At 34.5% G+C, this 16,579-nt stretch carries 17 protein-coding genes and 3 tRNA genes; 9 read left to right on the forward strand and 11 right to left on the reverse strand.

What is annotated here, in order from left to right; genetic code table 11:
• Positions 1-72 precede the first annotated feature (72 nt).
• From FACI_RS04645 to FACI_RS04680, 8 genes are all read right to left on the reverse strand, one after another.
• Positions 73-1,557 (reverse strand): ABC transporter permease subunit, encoded by a 1,485-nt coding sequence (locus FACI_RS04645; RefSeq protein WP_009886976.1) that lies wholly within the window; start codon positions 1,555-1,557, stop codon positions 73-75.
• A 1-nt stretch (position 1,558) separates the two neighbouring features.
• Positions 1,559-2,452, reverse strand: coding sequence for an ABC transporter ATP-binding protein (locus tag FACI_RS04650; protein ID WP_009886977.1), 894 nt, complete (start codon positions 2,450-2,452; stop codon positions 1,559-1,561).
• Between the two features lie 47 nt (positions 2,453-2,499).
• On the reverse strand, positions 2,500-3,000 hold the full coding sequence (locus FACI_RS04655) for a ZPR1 zinc finger domain-containing protein (RefSeq protein WP_009886978.1): 501 nt from the start codon (positions 2,998-3,000) through the stop codon (positions 2,500-2,502).
• Complete coding sequence (fni, locus tag FACI_RS04660; RefSeq protein WP_009886979.1) at positions 3,001-4,050, reverse strand: type 2 isopentenyl-diphosphate Delta-isomerase; 1,050 nt, start codon at positions 4,048-4,050, stop codon at positions 3,001-3,003.
• Complete coding sequence (locus FACI_RS04665) at positions 4,050-4,778, reverse strand: isopentenyl phosphate kinase (protein WP_048074052.1); 729 nt, start codon at positions 4,776-4,778, stop codon at positions 4,050-4,052. Before FACI_RS04665 ends, fni begins: the two co-directional genes overlap by 1 nt.
• Positions 4,779-4,904: 126 nt before the next feature.
• A tRNA-Ala gene (locus tag FACI_RS04670) sits at positions 4,905-4,976 on the reverse strand.
• A 305-nt stretch (positions 4,977-5,281) separates the two neighbouring features.
• Positions 5,282-6,388, reverse strand: a complete 1,107-nt coding sequence (gene gcvT, locus FACI_RS04675) for a glycine cleavage system aminomethyltransferase GcvT (protein WP_009886981.1) — start codon at positions 6,386-6,388, stop codon at positions 5,282-5,284.
• Between the two features lie 234 nt (positions 6,389-6,622).
• Positions 6,623-6,850, reverse strand: coding sequence for a hypothetical protein (locus tag FACI_RS04680; protein ID WP_009886983.1), 228 nt, complete (start codon positions 6,848-6,850; stop codon positions 6,623-6,625).
• A 301-nt stretch (positions 6,851-7,151) separates the two neighbouring features.
• Here FACI_RS04680 and FACI_RS04685 point away from each other — a divergent pair.
• The 9 genes from FACI_RS04685 (at position 7,152) to FACI_RS04725 (ending at position 13,742) form a co-directional block, all read left to right on the forward strand.
• A tRNA-Phe gene (locus FACI_RS04685) sits at positions 7,152-7,224 on the forward strand.
• Positions 7,225-7,382: 158 nt separating this feature from the next.
• Positions 7,383-8,549 carry a homocitrate synthase family protein gene (locus FACI_RS04690; RefSeq protein WP_009886984.1) on the forward strand — a complete coding sequence of 389 codons (1,167 nt, stop codon included), beginning with the start codon at positions 7,383-7,385 and terminating at the stop codon, positions 8,547-8,549.
• Positions 8,542-9,783: a 3-isopropylmalate dehydratase large subunit gene (locus tag FACI_RS04695; RefSeq protein WP_009886985.1), complete on the forward strand. Its 1,242-nt coding sequence runs from the start codon at positions 8,542-8,544 to the stop codon at positions 9,781-9,783. Before FACI_RS04690 ends, FACI_RS04695 begins: the two co-directional genes overlap by 8 nt.
• A 1-nt stretch (position 9,784) precedes the next feature.
• On the forward strand, positions 9,785-10,267 hold the full coding sequence (locus FACI_RS04700) for a LeuD/DmdB family oxidoreductase small subunit (protein ID WP_009886986.1): 483 nt from the start codon (positions 9,785-9,787) through the stop codon (positions 10,265-10,267).
• A complete protein-coding gene (locus FACI_RS04705) occupies positions 10,261-11,331 on the forward strand; it encodes an isocitrate/isopropylmalate family dehydrogenase (protein WP_009886987.1) in 1,071 nt (356 codons plus the stop codon). Before FACI_RS04700 ends, FACI_RS04705 begins: the two co-directional genes overlap by 7 nt.
• Before the next feature lie 186 nt (positions 11,332-11,517).
• Complete coding sequence (locus FACI_RS04710; protein WP_009886988.1) at positions 11,518-12,753, forward strand: NAD(P)/FAD-dependent oxidoreductase; 1,236 nt, start codon at positions 11,518-11,520, stop codon at positions 12,751-12,753.
• A gap of 6 nt (positions 12,754-12,759) precedes the next feature.
• On the forward strand, positions 12,760-13,407 hold the full coding sequence (locus tag FACI_RS04715) for a DUF1641 domain-containing protein (protein ID WP_009886989.1): 648 nt from the start codon (positions 12,760-12,762) through the stop codon (positions 13,405-13,407).
• Between the two features lie 65 nt (positions 13,408-13,472).
• Positions 13,473-13,545 (forward strand) — tRNA-Gln (locus FACI_RS04720).
• Between the two features lie 2 nt (positions 13,546-13,547).
• Positions 13,548-13,742, forward strand: coding sequence for a MoaD/ThiS family protein (locus FACI_RS04725; protein WP_009886990.1), 195 nt, complete (start codon positions 13,548-13,550; stop codon positions 13,740-13,742).
• 3 nt (positions 13,743-13,745) lie between these two features.
• On the opposite strand, the gene cca is transcribed toward FACI_RS04725, so the two are convergent.
• Genes cca through FACI_RS04740 form a run of 3 tightly spaced genes read right to left on the reverse strand, consistent with a single transcriptional unit; the run spans position 13,746 to position 16,361 of the window.
• A complete protein-coding gene (gene cca, locus FACI_RS04730) occupies positions 13,746-15,029 on the reverse strand; it encodes a CCA tRNA nucleotidyltransferase (RefSeq protein WP_009886991.1) in 1,284 nt (427 codons plus the stop codon).
• Positions 15,030-15,362, reverse strand: coding sequence for a nascent polypeptide-associated complex protein (locus tag FACI_RS04735; RefSeq protein ID WP_009886992.1), 333 nt, complete (start codon positions 15,360-15,362; stop codon positions 15,030-15,032).
• A gap of 24 nt (positions 15,363-15,386) precedes the next feature.
• On the reverse strand, positions 15,387-16,361 hold the full coding sequence (locus FACI_RS04740; RefSeq protein ID WP_148285728.1) for a hypothetical protein: 975 nt from the start codon (positions 16,359-16,361) through the stop codon (positions 15,387-15,389).
• Between the last annotated feature and the right edge of the window lie 218 nt (positions 16,362-16,579).

Consider the following 16,579-nt stretch of genomic DNA (forward strand, 5'->3'; position numbering starts at 1 on the left):
ACTTATATAAAATTATTTATTGCGAAGTGTTATATTTAAACTATATGTATTTTACAATAATAAAAATAAGTCCTAGTCCTTCTTCCTGGCAAAATATAAAGCCAGTAAAGACGGAACCAGTATCCAGATAAGTCCGACTGCGATTATAGAATATATGTTAATGCCAACTGCCGACGCCTTATATGTACTGTATGAACCGAGATGGTAATCCGATATTAAATCAGGGAAATATGATGGAGAAAAAGAATTGACTATAAGGAGGTCCTTGAAATATGCAATTCCCGTAGATTTAACACGCAGTAAATACAGGATAGCTGGTGAAACTATAGTTGACCACATGAATCCCATAATAAATAACATTCCAAGCCCTGTTCCTAATACCTGCCCCTGGGTCTTTTCAAACTGGGAAACCAGGTAAATAATTCCTGCAAATCCTATTATTTCTACAAGGTATCCTAAAAGTATTGTAAGGAACGTTCCGGATGATATAAAAACACCTGTATAATGATACAGGATAAAATCAGCAAGACCAAGAGCTATCAATAATCCTGCAAGGAAGCTAACGGAATTTCCAGCAAATCTGGACATCATAAGTTTGCCTTTTGTTATGGGCCTGACTATTATTGATTCCAGGACTCCTGAAGTCTTATCCTTGCTGTAATAGAAATATGCTGAGAATATCCCCATTATTGGTATCAGCAATACACCGAAAAATATGGCAAGCTCATCCTGTAATATTGAACCGGGCTTTATGTAAGTGTACTCGTAATTTAGAAATGGTACTATCACTGCACCTGTGCTGTTAACAATATAAATATTTACAGATTTGCCGGCATCTGCGGTCTTCAGGGGTGGTGTGACAATAAACCTGTTCGAGTTTACTTTTCCTATGTATACTGTATTCGTTTTGTTAAAGTGATCGGTATTTAAAAGCGTAGAAGATGTATTATAATAGACATCAGGGCTATCTGTGGATTTATAGTCCGGGTTATATATCATTGTGCTTACCAGTGCAGGGTCAGATTTATCCTTCAAATTTACTGCATATAATGGATATTTAGAATCGTTAAAATTGATTGAATAATATGGTGCTGCAAAGGTGAATGCGTCATTTATTAAAATATTCTGCCCATTATAATAATTCATGGTATTATTGGATCCAACCAGTGCGATTCCATCCCGATAATATTCGTTATAGCGGTATGTTAAATTTGTAGATAAATTCTTAATGCTAAAATGAACGTAGCCTGTACCATTGGTTGTTCCACTGAAGTGCTTTATTAAACTATTATTCAAATTGTAATATAAAGATGAAGTTATATGCAACCCTGAAACCGGGTCTCCATAGCCATTTATTACATAATCAGTTATATTTACTGAATTGCCAGTTTGGTTAATATATGGCATTACGATAGCGGTATTGCCTGGATGTGCATAGTCAGAACTGACTCCGGCTCCATAAGCAGATGCTGCGGTTACCAGTACAAGCAGAACTATGAGTATAATGGTAAATTTTCCTGTAATAGTACGTTTTATATCATATAAAAATCCATTCATCTTATTTCACCATATTCAAAAAGTAATCTTCCAGTGTTTCATTCTCCATGCTGATATAATCCACCCTGTAATTTTTAATTACAAGTTGCCTGTTAAGTTCAGAAACATCAACTTCACCATTATTTTTGATGTAATAATAGGTGCCATCTGATGTAAATTCCCCGAATTCCGATAATATTTTTTCCATACCGGCATCGGGGTTTTTTATGTGTATTTTTGTTCCTGTTGTCCCTAGATGCATCAGATCATCCCTTGAAAGCGTTTTGACTACAGAACCATTCTTTACTATTGCAATTTTGTCTGCAACGTTCTGCAGTTCTAATATGTGGGATGAAAGGAGTATAGATTTTCCCTGCTTTTTTAGATTAATAATTAAATCCCTTACCTCTTTAACACCGTTTGGATCAAGCCCATTCAATGTTTCATCGAAAAGATAATTGTCAGGATTTCCTATCATTGCAGCTATGAGTGCAAATCTCTTTTTCATTCCCTGGGAGTAATACTTTAATTTTCTATTCCTGTAATTGTAAATATCAAACTGTTTCATCATTTCAATAGCATTTTTCTCCGCTTCGTCCGGTTTTATACCGTAAAATCCTGCATAATATTTCAGAAGGGGTACTGGCCTGGCATCTGGTTCAAAATTTGGCAGTTCCGGAACCCAGCCAATGTTTCTGGATGCTTTTATTTTTTCTTTAACTATATCAAAATTATTAACGGTGATCGTTCCTGAAGTTGGAAATATTATACCGCATGCAGCCCTTATTGTTGTTGTTTTTCCGGCACCATTCAGGCCTGCAAGCCCCATTATTTGCCCGTTGTTTATTTCAAGGTTTAAATCTGATACTGCTTTAAAATTTTTAAATGATTTTGAAAGGTGTAAAATTTCTATCATTGATATGGAATAAGATTGGATATATATTAAATTTCTTATAAATAATGCTATTTCTTTTTAATTATTTCAACCCTGCTGCTATTAATCCTGCTCTGCCCTGAATCATCGTCCAGTATTATGGTTACGCTCTCCTCTGCGCCGCTTATTATACCTTCTATTCTTTGCCTCAGTACATTTATATTTTCATCGTCGCCCATGATAGAAAGTTTCTCTTTTATGCTTGTTAATATGCCTTCTATGGTTGTAATATAGCCTTTAGATGCTATTCCAGGGGATATTTCAGCCTCCAGTTCTGGAATATGGACACTTGCGTCTGGAGACCGGTAAACTATTGTTTTTAAATCGTTCTTATTCTTTATCTTAAACTTTATAATTTTTGGCTCTCCCTTTTCATGCCTGTCTATAGTGATATTTTTATAGTTGCAATTTTTGCATACGTATGTATGTATGGTAATTTTGCCTTCGTATGGTATTTCATTGTCTGCTTCAATATAATATAAAAAACTATTGCAATTCGGGCATCTTGATTCTGTTTTCTTTTCATCCATTTAATCACCCTGGTTTAGCCATGAATATAATGGATCTAAAACTATATATCTTTTGTTTTTAAGTTCTGATACATCCTTCGAAGCTGTTAAAAACATAGAAATTTTAATATCTTTTATTATATTTTTTATATGGAATACCAGATCTTCGTATGATGTGTCTGCGTCCTTTAGGAAATTCCTCGCCATAGCACCCATGTCTGCCCCCATAATTATAGATTTTACTACGTCCTGGCCATTTCTTATTCCTCCACTCCCTATAATTGGCAAACCAACGGAACAGAATTTAATAGATGCTGGTGAAGGTACTCCCCAGTTCCAGAATGTCTGGCCGGTGTGCATTTTTTCTTTATTCTGAATTTTTTCAGCCCTGTAATATTCTATTGCAGCAAATGAAGTGCCACCAAGACCCCCAACATCTATTGCTTTGACACCTGCATCTTTTAGTTCCAGAGCATCATCCCTTGAGAATCCGCTGCCGGTTTCTTTAGCTATGACAGGATAAGATTTTGCTATTTCCTTTAGCCTTGACATCACTCCTCTAGCATTTTTGTCCCCTTCCGGCTGTACCATTTCCTGTAAAAAATTAAAATGGACAATCAGGTATTTAGCACCTATAAGATTGAATATGTATTCAATGTCTTTATCAGAAATAGGAGGCTTTTCCTGCCCGATTAGCTGTGGTGCCCCGATGTTTGCAAATCTTGCCGGTATCTTATAATTATTTATAACTGAAAATGTATCTGCTATATTTTTATTTTCTATAGCAGCCCTCATGCTCCCAACACCCATGCCTATCTTGAATTCTTCAGCTGCCCTGGCAAGGTTTTCGTTTATTTTTCTTGCTTTTTCAGTACCGCCTGTCATGGAAGATATAAGGAATGGCAAACCGAATTCAGTTCCTAGAAAATTAATTTTTGTATTTATAGAATCATAATCAACTTCAGGTATAGCCCTGTGTATTAATCTAATATCATCCCAGAAATTGTGCTCTGAAGTAACATTCATATTCTCAGCAATATTAATATGCTCTTCCTTTCTGTTTTCTATCATTAAACCACCGTTCCTGTAAAATTATCCTTTCCTATATTATATATTCGTTCCGGATAAAGTCCATTAATGAGGTATACAGGTATTCCTATATCAGAAATTAGTTTCATTTTATTATATTTATTCATTATTCCTCCTGTGACATCTGGATTAATAGTATCATATTGAAAATCTGTTGAAATTGTTTTTAAGAGCTTTGCATCAGGGTTATTTTTCGGATTTTTATCGAATATGCCATCAACGTCTGAAAAGAATATTACAAATTCGGGATGCAATATTTTTGAAATATCATATGCAATATTATCGCCAGAGTATATACCTATTTCATTGCTATGTATGTATGTATCTCCATATGAAATGGGGGTTATGCCCAGTTCCAGATATTTTGAAAAAATATTATAATTTTTTTTATTATTATAAACAAGTGATGAAACAGGAAGTGAAATATTATAGATTTTATTTTCCTGAAAAATTTTTGAAATTTTAAGATCCAATTCTGCCATATCATTATGTACGATATTCATGCCCTCCATTGTTCTTTCAGAAACCTGGCCTGGCAAACCATATTCTTTAGATTTTATATGGCCAAAAGAACCACCCCCATGAATTATTACCATTTGTTTATCTATACGTTTTAGAGTTTTAACAATGTTTTCTACTATTTGCCCATTGAATTTTTTATACATTGATTTGTCTGTTATAATGCTCCCACCGATCTTAATTACAATCATTGTATAAATAATATAAAAAGTGTTATTAAATTTGACTATTGCATCGGTAGTAAGAATCTGGTTAAATAGCAAATCTAGGTTTAATAATACAGATAACATATTTTTAAAAAGCATTGTATCCAAATATGGACCGATCGGGATTTGGACCCGAGCCCTCTTGCTTGCAAAGCAAGCGATCTACCGCTGATCTATCGGCCCATCATAATTCAATGGAAATTATACTAAAATTATTAAATGTTTCTAAACTGGATTTAATTTATTGACATAGAAAATTAGTTCGGATAGCCGGGAGGGGGGGAGAGGTGCATTTCCAGTGGAACGTAAAAAAGGGTATGTGGGTATAATGATATTATATTATTATAAATAATAAATATATAATTAATAGGATATGATATATAATATAATATAAAAGTTTAAATTATATTATTATAAAGTGACACACTTTTTTTATTATTAATAATAAAAAAATATATTATTATATTAATTAAAAAGTAAAAAAATTATTATTTCAAAATTTTTGGCTTTACAATTTCAGCTTTTACCATATTATCTCTTATCTTGATAAAAGCTTCAGTTCCACTTTTGCTGTATTTTCTATTAATATATCCCAATCCAATCCCCGTATTTAGAATAGGAGATACAGTTCCACTTGTTATTGTTCCTTCTATATTTCCATTTATATATATATTAAACCCATTTCTCGGTATATTCCGGTTTTCCAGTTTAAATCCCCTAAAAATATCCGTATACTCATTTTTCTGTTTCATCAAAGCTTCTTTTCCAATAAATTCATGGTCGATATTGACAATAAAAGATATAGACGCTTCATATGGGTTCTTATTTTCATTAAAATCCTGTCCGGATAATAGCATTCCTTTTTCCATTCTTAAGGTATCCCTGGCGCCCAGTCCGCATGGAAGCCCGTTCAACTTTTTAACTTCATTTAATACACTATTCCACATATCTGCTGCAAGTTCATTTGGAACTATAAGTTCTACACCTTTTTCACCTGTATAACCTGTTCCTGATATTATTATTTCATTTTTTCCAGTTATTGCATTATACTTTTTTGCATCTGAATATAAAAATTTAAACTGTTCAGGGAATTCCATTCCTAAATTTTTCAAAACATCTACAGATTTAGGGCCCTGTACTGCAATATGGCTGATTATATTTGAATAATTTTCTATTGTTACATCGTAATCTTTTTTATTATCTATCATCCACTTATAAATTTTATCGATATTGGACGCATTTGGTATTAAAAAGAATTTTTCACCGGATAATCTATAAATTATTGTATCGTCAATCATATTCCCAGATGGGTTAAGAAATGCAGTGTACATACATTCATTGTTCTTTAATAATGAAATCCTGGATGGGAAAATATAATCAACATAATTGTCTGATCCCGGACCGGATATTACAATATCGCCCATATGTGAAATATCAAACATTCCAACATCGTTTCTTACAGACATATGCTCTTTTATAATGGATGTATATTGAAGCGGCATATCCCATCCATGGAAATCTATCATTGTAGCATTCAATTTTTTATGTTCATCATAAAGAGCAGTTCTCAGGGGGGTACCATTTTTCACTTCCATAGGAAATACACCCCTCCCCCCCCTATATAAGTGCGGGTATTATTTTTCATTTCAATTAATAATTTTTTACTTTCATAACACTTATAAATAAACAGTTTCCACTGGAAATACACCCGTGCCTTATAATTTATCGCCTTTGCAACACCAAACCCTCTTTTAAGCATACCATTACAATAAAAACCAATATATTTATTTATCCACAATCCTGAAAAATTAATAAACAATTTTTTAAATTTATTTTTTAATCAGCTTTCTATTCTCTTTTTCTTTTTCATTTCCTAGCCATATTGTTAAAAGGCCTAAAAGTATCAATGGAACAACAAAGGATATAAGGCCAGAATCTTTCCATCCAGAATATTCTATTCCCCAGAATAAGTAAAAAACAAATCCACTAAGGAATAGAATAATACCTGTTAAACGGTAGAAGAAGAATACGGTGAAATATTCTGAAAATTTTCTCATCGAGATAATGAATAAACTTAACTATATATACTTTAGCCCTATTTTTATTGATATATATTGATTTTAATTATATGTCTTATAGCCAGTATGCATCGAAAGGGTTGTTGTACACATTCCATGGGATTCATGTTCTGTAGCCTATAGATAAAAATGAGCGAAAAGTTTATCATTATCCGAACAATAAACACAGGATAGTTTAAGGCTATAATGTGTACAGCGCTGAAATTGCTGGTACAGTGTTATATTGAACACTATCAAATGTAAATTGAGACTATTCTGAATTTACCAGTGTAACTATGTAGCCGTGATAGCTCAGTTGGGAGAGCGCCAGACTGAAGATCTGGAGGTCGCTGGTTCAATCCCGGCTCACGGCATTTTTAATTTTGTATTTGATTCAAGAGCAGTTATAGATATATTTATATAACATTATGTTAATTCACCTGTAGATGAATTCGATAATGTTTATTGAGCAATTGTTCTTTTTGTTGCTTGAGTAAACGTTATCTTCATTAGAATTTTTGGAGGTAATAAGATGTATTTTTATGGTGGCGGAAGCTATAGCGATTTTTTCAATATGGGTGAATACAGCAGAATGGGCTATGAATTTAACAGGGAAAATATAAGTATATTTGATACAACACTGAGGGATGGAGAACAAACACCCGGAGTATCATTTAACACAGATCAGAAATATAAGATAGCAAAAATGCTGTATGATGCTGGTGTCAATATAATAGAGGCTGGATTTCCTGCCGTTTCTAATGATGAAATGAAATCAATAAAAAAGATAAATCATGATATGGAAAATATATGTTCACTGGCAAGATGCAATAGAAATGATATAGATAAGGTAATAGAGTCAGATTCTAGAATAATACACCTGTTTATTGCAACATCGGATATCCATATGAAATATAAATTAAAAAAAACCAGGGAACAGGTTTTTGACAGTATAATGGAATCTATAGATTATGCAAGGAGCTATGGCATGAGAATAATTTTCTCTCCAGAAGATGCAACACGAACCAGCATGGATTTCCTTAAGCAGATAGTTTCTTCCATTAAGGTTGAAACTATAAATTTTCCAGATACTATAGGCATAATGAATCCAATCTCTATGTATTATTTTATTAACAAAATAAAATCATTTACCAGCACCGGCATAAGCATCCATTGTCATAACGATTTTGGAATGGCTACAGCCAATACCCTTGCAGGTTTAATGGCTGGTGCAAATGAAGCCCAGGTAACAGTAAACGGAATCGGTGAGAGAGCTGGAAATGCCTCTTTAGAGGAGGTTGTGTCATCAATTTATGGATTTTTAAATTCATACACAGATATAAAAATGGAAAAACTATACAGCATATCAAAATATGTCAGTGCAGCAAGCGGAATAATACCTCAGAAGAACAAAGCCATAACAGGAGAAAATGCGTTTTCACATGAAGCTGGCATACATGTCCAGGGCATAATAAACAACCCGAAAACATACGAGGCTATAAACCCGGAAATTTTTGGGCTCAATAGAAGAATAGTTATAGGCAAGCATTCCGGGAAGGCAGCAATAAAATACATACTGGAGAATAATGGTATGCATAAAACTGATGATGAAATAGATAATATATTACAGATAGTGAAGAAAGAAGGAAATAAAACAATTGATGACAAATTTTTATTAGAGGTGGCAAGAAATGAGTAAGACAGCGGTAGAGAAAATATTTTCAGAGAAGAGTGGAACAGATTCAAAAAGTGGCGATTATATAGTGGCAAATGTGGATTATGTAATGGCCAATGATATTACGGCCCCAATAGCCATAGATGCTTTTAACGAACTTGGAATGAAGCCAAAAAGCGACAAAATAATAATTATACCGGACCATTTTGTTCCGCCGAAAGACATCAATTCTGCGAAACAGTATAAAAAATCCAAGGATTTTGCGCTTGAGAATGGAACATGGTTTTATGATATAGGCCATGGAGGCGTCTGCCACCAGGTTATGATGGAGAAGGGTTTTGCTGCACCGGGAAGGCTAATAGCAGGTGCAGATTCCCATACAAACACATATGGTGCACTGTCAGCAATTTCTACCGGCATAGGAAGTACAGAAGCAGGCGTAATATTTGCTACTGGCAAAATGTGGTTCAAAATTCCTGAAACAATTAAGATAAACCTTACAGGAAAACCTGGAAAAGGCGTAGAAGGGAAGGATATTATACTGCATGTATTATCAAAAATCAAAAACGGTGGTGCAGCATATAAATGCATGGAATTTTCCGGAAATATAAAGTATATTGATATCAACGAAAGAATGACAATGGCCAATATGACAACAGAAGCAGGAGCTAAATGTTCATTTTTTGATACAGATGAAAAAACAATAGAATACCTGAACCAGAGAAATACAGGCAGCTATAAAATAGTAAAATCAGATGAAAATGCTGATTTCTCTCAAACATTCAATATTGATATGAATAATATAGAACCCTCTATTGCAATTCCCAATTCGCCTGACAATGTTAGAATTGCTTCTGCAATACATGAGAAAATAGACCAGGCATACATAGGGTCATGCACGAATGGGAGAATAGAAGATATAAGAAAAGCAGCTGCAATACTGAAGGGCAGGAAAGTTAACAGAAATGTCAGGCTTATGGTAGTTCCTGCAAGCCAGGAAGTATATAACCAGGCACTGAGGGAAGGACTCATAAATACTATAGTGGAAGCCGGTGGCTATTTTTCAGGCACGACATGTGGTGCCTGCCTCGGTGGATATATGGGCGTACTGGGCCCTGATGAAGTATGTATTTCTTCAACAAACAGGAATTTTATAGGGCGGATGGGAGATAAAACTTCTAAAGTATACCTGGCAAATCCATCAATAGTTGCATCATCAGCCATACTTGGAAGAATTGGAACACCGGAGGAGATATAAAATGGTAAATAATATAAAAGGAAGGGCAATTGTATTAGGAGACAATGTTGATACAGATCAGATAATACCGGCAAAATACCTTAACACATCTGAACCGGATAAACTGGCACCACATTTCATGGAAAATGAATACCCTGACCTTGCGGCAAATATTATGAAGGGCGATATTATAGTTGCAGGGAAAAATTTCGGGTCCGGTTCAAGCAGGGAGCATGCAGTAATAACAATTAAAGGCCTTGGCATATCATGTATTATTGCTGAAAGCTTTGCAAGGATATTCTTTAGAAATGCAATAAATACAGGGATACCGGTAATAGAAGCAAAGATAGAAGCTACAGAATATGGTGAAATATCAATAGATTTTGATAAAAGCATTATAATGCACAATGGCATTACAACACAGTTTAAAAAATACCCTGAATTTCTCAGGAACATTATAGATAGCAAGGGGCTTGTCAATTATGTGAGGTCCGGGAAATGGTAGATATAGCTGTCATACCAGGTGATGGCATTGGAAAGGAAATAATACCCCAGGTCTGTGATCTGGTAACCTCTATAGACCCATCAGTTAATTTTACGTTTTATAATATATCGTCTGAAAGATATATTAATAAAGGCATAACAATAAAAGATAGCGAAATAGATGAATTAAAAAGCTACAATTCAATTTTTTTCGGTGCCATAGGTGATTTCAGGGTAAAGCCAGGAATCATGGAACAGGGTGTCATACTCAGGCTCAGAAAGGAACTGGATCTTTATATGAATATCCGCCCTGCCATCTCATTTAGCAGGATAACAGGGAATAATATACATATGACAATTTTAAGGGAGAATAAGGAGGATTTTTATTCTGATATTTCAGGATCATTAAATGAACATAAACTGTTCAGGCAAAAAGGAAACTTTTACAATTATAATATTGATATAAATTCTGAATCAGATGATACTATTTATTATACAATGGGCTTCCTTTCAAGAAAAAATTTAAAACGCTTTTTTAATATGGCATACAAAATTGCTGACACTGAAACTGTGACAATTACAGATAAGGCTAATGCTGTAGACATGTATTCATTATGGCGTGAAATAGCTATAGAGGAATCAGAACCTGCCGGTAAAAAAATAAACTTTGAATATGCGGATTCACTTGCTTACAATATGATAAATAACCCGTTGAAATACAGGTATATAATTGCTCCAAACCTATATGGGGATATACTTTCAGATATGTCCAGTGCTATGGTAGGGGGCCTCGGGTATGCACCAAGTGGCAATATAGGCGACTATTCGTCTATGTTCGAACCGGTACATGGCAGTGCGCCTGACATAGCAGGGAAGAATATAGCAAATCCTGTAGCATCAATACTTTCATGCATAATGATGTTAAAGCATTTGAACCAGACAGAAACTGCAGGCATCATGGAGAAATCAGTAGAAAATGTAATAAGAAATGGTACAATTCCAATAGAATCTGGAGGCAATGCCGGGACACATGAATTTATAAATAAGGTTAAAAATTATTGCACAATGACGAAAAATAATATTTAATGCCTTATTATGTTATTAATTATCAATTTACATCATATTATTTATTTTTTTACAATGCATATATAAAACTATACTGTGCTATATATAAAATAACTACAAAAAATTATACTAAAAAGGTATTTTTCTTCACAAATGTGATAAAAAACTTAATATATAACTATAATATTATAATCTAAGTGGTGAAATATGACTAAATTACTTGTTTTAGGTGGAAGATTTGCCGGATTGACGGCAGCTTATACAGCAAAAAGATTGCTTGGGGATAAAGTGGATGTAACACTCATAAATAATACTCCGTATGCGGCTTTCAGGCCAGGAATGCCCCATGTCAGTATCGGAGTTTTCAAAGCAGAAGACCTTGAGGTAGACCTTGCAACAGCTTTACCAGCAAAGGGAATTAAATTTGTATTAGGTACTGTTAACGCCATAGATGCCAAAAAGAATAAGGTTGAATATTCGGCACCTGATGGCAAAAAGGAGAATATTACTTACGATTATCTTGTCGTTGCATTCGGAGCAAAACTTGGTGTTGAGCATCTGAATGGTTGGGATGACTATGGATCCAGTGTGTGCGAACCTGATTTTGCAACTGCACTTCATGAGAAGCTGGAGAAATTCGAGGGAGGAAATATAGCAATAGGCTCCGGAGTATTTTATCAGGGCACACTTAAGCCAAGAGGGAAATACCCTGAAAACTGGGCATCAGTTGCTGATTCAGCATGTGAAGGGCCAATTTTTGAAATGTCATTGATGATACCGGCATACCTTAAAAAGAGAGGAATTATGGATAAAACACACATAACAATATTCTCTCCTGGAGAGGAAATTCTTACGGATATTGCAAAGGAATCAAGGGGCGTTGTAAAGTCCTTATTTGCCCAGGCCGGATTTGATACAGTATGGAATTTCAAATTAAAGGAATTAAAGAAAGGCGAAATAGTTTCTGAGGATGGAAAGACCATAAAGGCAGATATAGCTATAGTATTGCCTCCATATGAAGCTAACGACGCAGTGAAGAATTCCACACCTGACCTGTTCGACGATGGTGGATTTGTTGTTACAGATGAGCATATGAGATCTGTTAAATATCCAAATGTATACTCATGTGGAGACTCAAACCAGATAACAGTTCCAAAGCTTGGCTTCCTCGCGGTGATGACATCCAGGATTGCAATGCAGGATCTGGCTAACAGGCTTGGAGTCCCAACAAAAGTTGATACATACACACCTGAAGTTGTATGCATAGCAGATAATCCTCTGGAAGGATTTGCAATTGCCGTGAATGATACAACATTTTATGGTGGAGATGAAAAAATCGCACAGCCCTCAGCCACAAACCATATAAAGAAGGAGTTATTTACCAAATACTTTATGTGGACTAATGGCGATATGGCACTTGACAAATATCTTGCGAGCTGGTGATTTAATATGATGTCTGAAGATGAACAGTTAGAAAAATTGATGAAACCGGAATATATTTCCAGTTTGACCAGGGCAATTGAGCTTATAAGAAAGCTTGATAACCTTGGCTTTCTCGATGTAATATCCGGAATATTGAGTGACGATGAAACTTTAAAGACAGTCTTCAGTCTACTGACAAGCGATGATGTACTATCACTTACTACCAAAACAGATTCAGTAATGGTATTGCTAAAAATAATGTCAGAGGAGAAGAATGTAAAGGCGCTCAGCAATCTGCTTGAAATAGTAACAGTAATACAGAACAAGGGCCTGATTGATCCAGTTATGGGGATTCTGAAAGATGATGCTGCAATGGGAGCTATTATGGGACTGCTGTCCAATGATTTTACCATGAATCTTCTCATGAATGAGAAACCAATTCTTGCTTCCCTTGGAACACTGGACCTTAGCGTTGCACCGCATTACGTAAATATGATTAAAGCAGTAGAAAACGCGATAAAAACTGATACGGTAACGCCTGTTGGGGGTATGATGGGAACTCTTCGCGCAATGAAAGATGAAGATGCCCAGAAAGGCCTTGGAATAGTATTTTCTATACTGAGAAGCCTTGGAAAAACATGCAGTGATGAATTTAACTGCTCTGCCAAAAAATAAAATATTTTTTTTATAAGCAATTTTCTCAACAGATTTTAATATTTATTTACGATTATGGTAATTATAGCTCCGTGGTGTAGTGGACAAGCATTCCGGACTTTGGATCCGATGACGGCAGTTCGAATCTGCCCGGAGCTGTTATGATAGAAATAATAGGAAAAGAAAAAAGAAAAATTCACATTGAAGAATCTAAAAAACTTAGCGATATCTATAGTGCTTTTAATATAGATGAGGATGGATTTGTGGCTATACTTAACGGTAACCCCGCAACTTCCGATGCTATTGTAAATCCTGAAGACAATCTGGTATTCCTTGAAATTTTTTCCGGTGGATAATATTTAAAATAAAGACTTTGAATAGAATTTTTTAGCCACATTTAACTTATTGACATCTTTTCCGGATACTACTTTTATTTCGCCTTTATACTGATTCAGGTTTTTGCCTATATCTGATTTTTCCAGTTCAATTTTAATTATTTCTTCTAATTCGGTATATCTTGGCTTTGTATCTACATATATTCTGTCTCCCATAATATAAGGCCCACGCATTAACCGGCTATTTCCTTTCCATGCATCTATGAATTTTATAGACTCGTTTGATTCGGCTGGCGGGCCCATATGTTTCTGTGCATCTGGCAATTTATTTCTCATATATTCAATCAGAATTTCTATATTTTCCCCCATATACAATTCGGATGAGAATGGCATGAACCCTGACTTCTGGAATATATCCCATATCCGGTTTTTAAGGCGTACGGCCTGGGGGTATATTATATCATCTATTATGTCCGGTTTTTTTAATACAAATGCTTTCATTATAGTTTTTCTATCGTATTTTATTACAGGTTCTGGATTGAAAAGTATATCTTCACGGCGTGTTACATATAATTTTGCTGCGAGTTTCAGTTTTGAAAGGTTTTCTACACTTACAGCTGCCCCTGCATTTCTTGTGGGGTCTACCGGATCAATTATTATTACCGGCTCGTTGAATTCTTTATCACAGTTTTCCGGCACTATCAACTTTCCTTTTAAATTTGCCATGTATTGAATAAACTTTTCGAATGTGCCAAATGCAATTATTGCAATTTCACAGATATATCCTGAAAATCCTGATTTTGCTACTTCCGAACCATAAACGTTAATTTCCTTCAGAAACACCTTTAGCAGCCTTATATCATGCACCATTTTACTATCTGTCCTGCTTTTAACATAGATTGTATGTAGTGGCGTCCTGTCAACACTGGATACTATTCTTTCACCTTCATTTATCCTGAAAGCGGGGACTATATCGATCTTAATGCCGGATACAGACCCGGAAACGTATGGATGTTCTGCATATTTCTCTATGGCATTTTCCAGTACAGCATGTCCAATTTCAAGCCCCTTCTTTTCTATATATTCAACAGGGTATGACCTGGAAAAAGTAATAAATAAGTCAATATCACTCGATTTCAGATTTGTACCCTTTGAAACTGATCCGACTTCTAAAGGAGTTGCGTCTATCCCTTCTGTTTTGCATATAGCATTGATATCACTGGCAATAGCAGATACTATGTTTTTTAATTTCTCCTGTTCCTGCAATGTGGGAGTCTGTTCCTGTAACTTATTTTCTAAATAATTCATTTAATTTCCAAGGTCTATAATTGCCTGTGCAGGTTCCCCATCAGCTTTCCTGAGTGCCTCTATTGCTTTCTCCCTTGAAACATTGCACTGGGACATAACCAGTTTTATATCTTCATCATCAAATTCTTCAACAGATGCCGATTTGGGTTTTTCCTTCATGGTGCCCAGAACCTGGAATGTTTTCTGCCCCTGTGCCTCTATCATTGTGACAGACGCGTTTTCTATTATGTAATCTTTATCCTTACCTTTCAGTATAACTTCCTTAACGTCCGGCATTTCGGTGGATTTAATTCCCATCTGGTTCATCATCCTTCTTACGTCCCTTGGATTCATGTAGATTAATTATAACTTCTTTTATTAATTTTTATATTTTGCCGGTGGTATTATCTCCGGATAATTGATAAATTTCAGGCACATAATCAGTGCAATTAAAGAAGCTAGAAGTTCAACTATAATTGCATACATAGGAAAACCAATAAAAGTCAGAATTATAAAAGGTACGGTGATTAAAAAAATCCCGCTAAAAAAATTTGTAAATTTATTTACATAATACTTTTCACTTCCAGGGAACTTTCTTGTGATATACGTTCTATATCCTGGTACCAGAAACGCAACGGCCGGGATAAAAAGAATGCTAATATTCAGATCCAGAGGCGTATTTTTTATGGATATCAGGAATCCTATTACAATGAGCAGTGGAAATATGGATACAAAAGAAATTCCCTGAAAGGTTTTTGATTTTACCATACTACCCAGAAACACAGTAAAAAATGATGCTGCTGAAATTACTACAAACCTGTAAATTAAATTAATATCGCCTGCTTTTACAGCCAGCAATGGAATGGTGATTAATATAAGCGCAATAGCCATATATAAAAGTGAATTAATAAAAATTGTATAAAGCAGCTCTAACCCATTTCTTACCCTCTTTATATCACCTATTGATACTATATACCGTTTTAATTTTTTTGTCAGCACTGTTTTCTTATAATTTATGTTCTGGTGAGTGAATAATATATAAATTATTGAAAAAATTCCCAGCAATACAGATAATATAAAAATAATATAGATTGAATTTAAATGTATAAAATATATGGTTGCAAAAATACCTGCCAGTGCAATTCCTGTATAGACATTAGTAATATTGTTCCCACGCCTGTATGTATTGTTCCAGTTGTCTATAATCGATCCGCCAAAGGCAAGAATGGCAATCATTACAACCAGAATCAAATAACTCCTGATATACAGGATAAAAGGCATAATAATAGCAAAAATAGCCCCTCCTAAAAACACTGAATATTTTTTCACAAGTTCTATAATATTTCTGGACATAATATATGATAAGTAATAAATTATTTCAAAAGAAATAATGATAGCGGGAAATATATAAAGTTTCATGGAATTATTATATAAGTGATATGGAAATAAAATAAACAAGAATAATAGAGACGCATTTTTTATTGAATAAATTAGATCAATTACACTATTTTTATTTAAAATATTCACTTTTTGATTATTATAAAAGGATATTAAATGTTTTCCGATACCCA

Origin of the sequence: Ferroplasma acidarmanus Fer1 (genome assembly GCF_000152265.2) — an archaeon.
Classification (GTDB): Archaea; Thermoplasmatota; Thermoplasmata; order Thermoplasmatales; family Thermoplasmataceae; genus Ferroplasma; species Ferroplasma acidiphilum.

What these genes read in the sequence shown, in the direction of transcription:
- cca (WP_009886991.1), bottom strand. Translation starts at nt 15,029, where the DNA reads ATGAATTATTTAGAAAATAAGTTACAGGAACAGACTCCCACATTGCAG.
- FACI_RS04645 (WP_009886976.1), bottom strand. Translation starts at nt 1,557, where the DNA reads ATGAATGGATTTTTATATGATATAAAACGTACTATTACAGGAAAATTT.
- gcvT (WP_009886981.1), bottom strand. Translation starts at nt 6,388, where the DNA reads ATGGAAGTGAAAAATGGTACCCCCCTGAGAACTGCTCTTTATGATGAA.
- FACI_RS04740 (WP_148285728.1), bottom strand. Translation starts at nt 16,361, where the DNA reads ATGTCCAGAAATATTATAGAACTTGTGAAAAAATATTCAGTGTTTTTA.
- FACI_RS04725 (WP_009886990.1), top strand. Translation starts at nt 13,548, where the DNA reads ATGATAGAAATAATAGGAAAAGAAAAAAGAAAAATTCACATTGAAGAA.
- FACI_RS04715 (WP_009886989.1), top strand. Translation starts at nt 12,760, where the DNA reads ATGATGTCTGAAGATGAACAGTTAGAAAAATTGATGAAACCGGAATAT.
- fni (WP_009886979.1), bottom strand. Translation starts at nt 4,050, where the DNA reads ATGATAGAAAACAGAAAGGAAGAGCATATTAATATTGCTGAGAATATG.
- FACI_RS04710 (WP_009886988.1), top strand. Translation starts at nt 11,518, where the DNA reads ATGACTAAATTACTTGTTTTAGGTGGAAGATTTGCCGGATTGACGGCA.
- FACI_RS04695 (WP_009886985.1), top strand. Translation starts at nt 8,542, where the DNA reads ATGAGTAAGACAGCGGTAGAGAAAATATTTTCAGAGAAGAGTGGAACA.
- FACI_RS04735 (WP_009886992.1), bottom strand. Translation starts at nt 15,362, where the DNA reads ATGAATCCAAGGGACGTAAGAAGGATGATGAACCAGATGGGAATTAAA.
- FACI_RS04650 (WP_009886977.1), bottom strand. Translation starts at nt 2,452, where the DNA reads ATGATAGAAATTTTACACCTTTCAAAATCATTTAAAAATTTTAAAGCA.
- FACI_RS04655 (WP_009886978.1), bottom strand. Translation starts at nt 3,000, where the DNA reads ATGGATGAAAAGAAAACAGAATCAAGATGCCCGAATTGCAATAGTTTT.
- FACI_RS04705 (WP_009886987.1), top strand. Translation starts at nt 10,261, where the DNA reads ATGGTAGATATAGCTGTCATACCAGGTGATGGCATTGGAAAGGAAATA.
- FACI_RS04700 (WP_009886986.1), top strand. Translation starts at nt 9,785, where the DNA reads ATGGTAAATAATATAAAAGGAAGGGCAATTGTATTAGGAGACAATGTT.
- FACI_RS04680 (WP_009886983.1), bottom strand. Translation starts at nt 6,850, where the DNA reads ATGAGAAAATTTTCAGAATATTTCACCGTATTCTTCTTCTACCGTTTA.
- FACI_RS04690 (WP_009886984.1), top strand. Translation starts at nt 7,383, where the DNA reads ATGTATTTTTATGGTGGCGGAAGCTATAGCGATTTTTTCAATATGGGT.
- FACI_RS04665 (WP_048074052.1), bottom strand. Translation starts at nt 4,778, where the DNA reads ATGATTGTAATTAAGATCGGTGGGAGCATTATAACAGACAAATCAATG.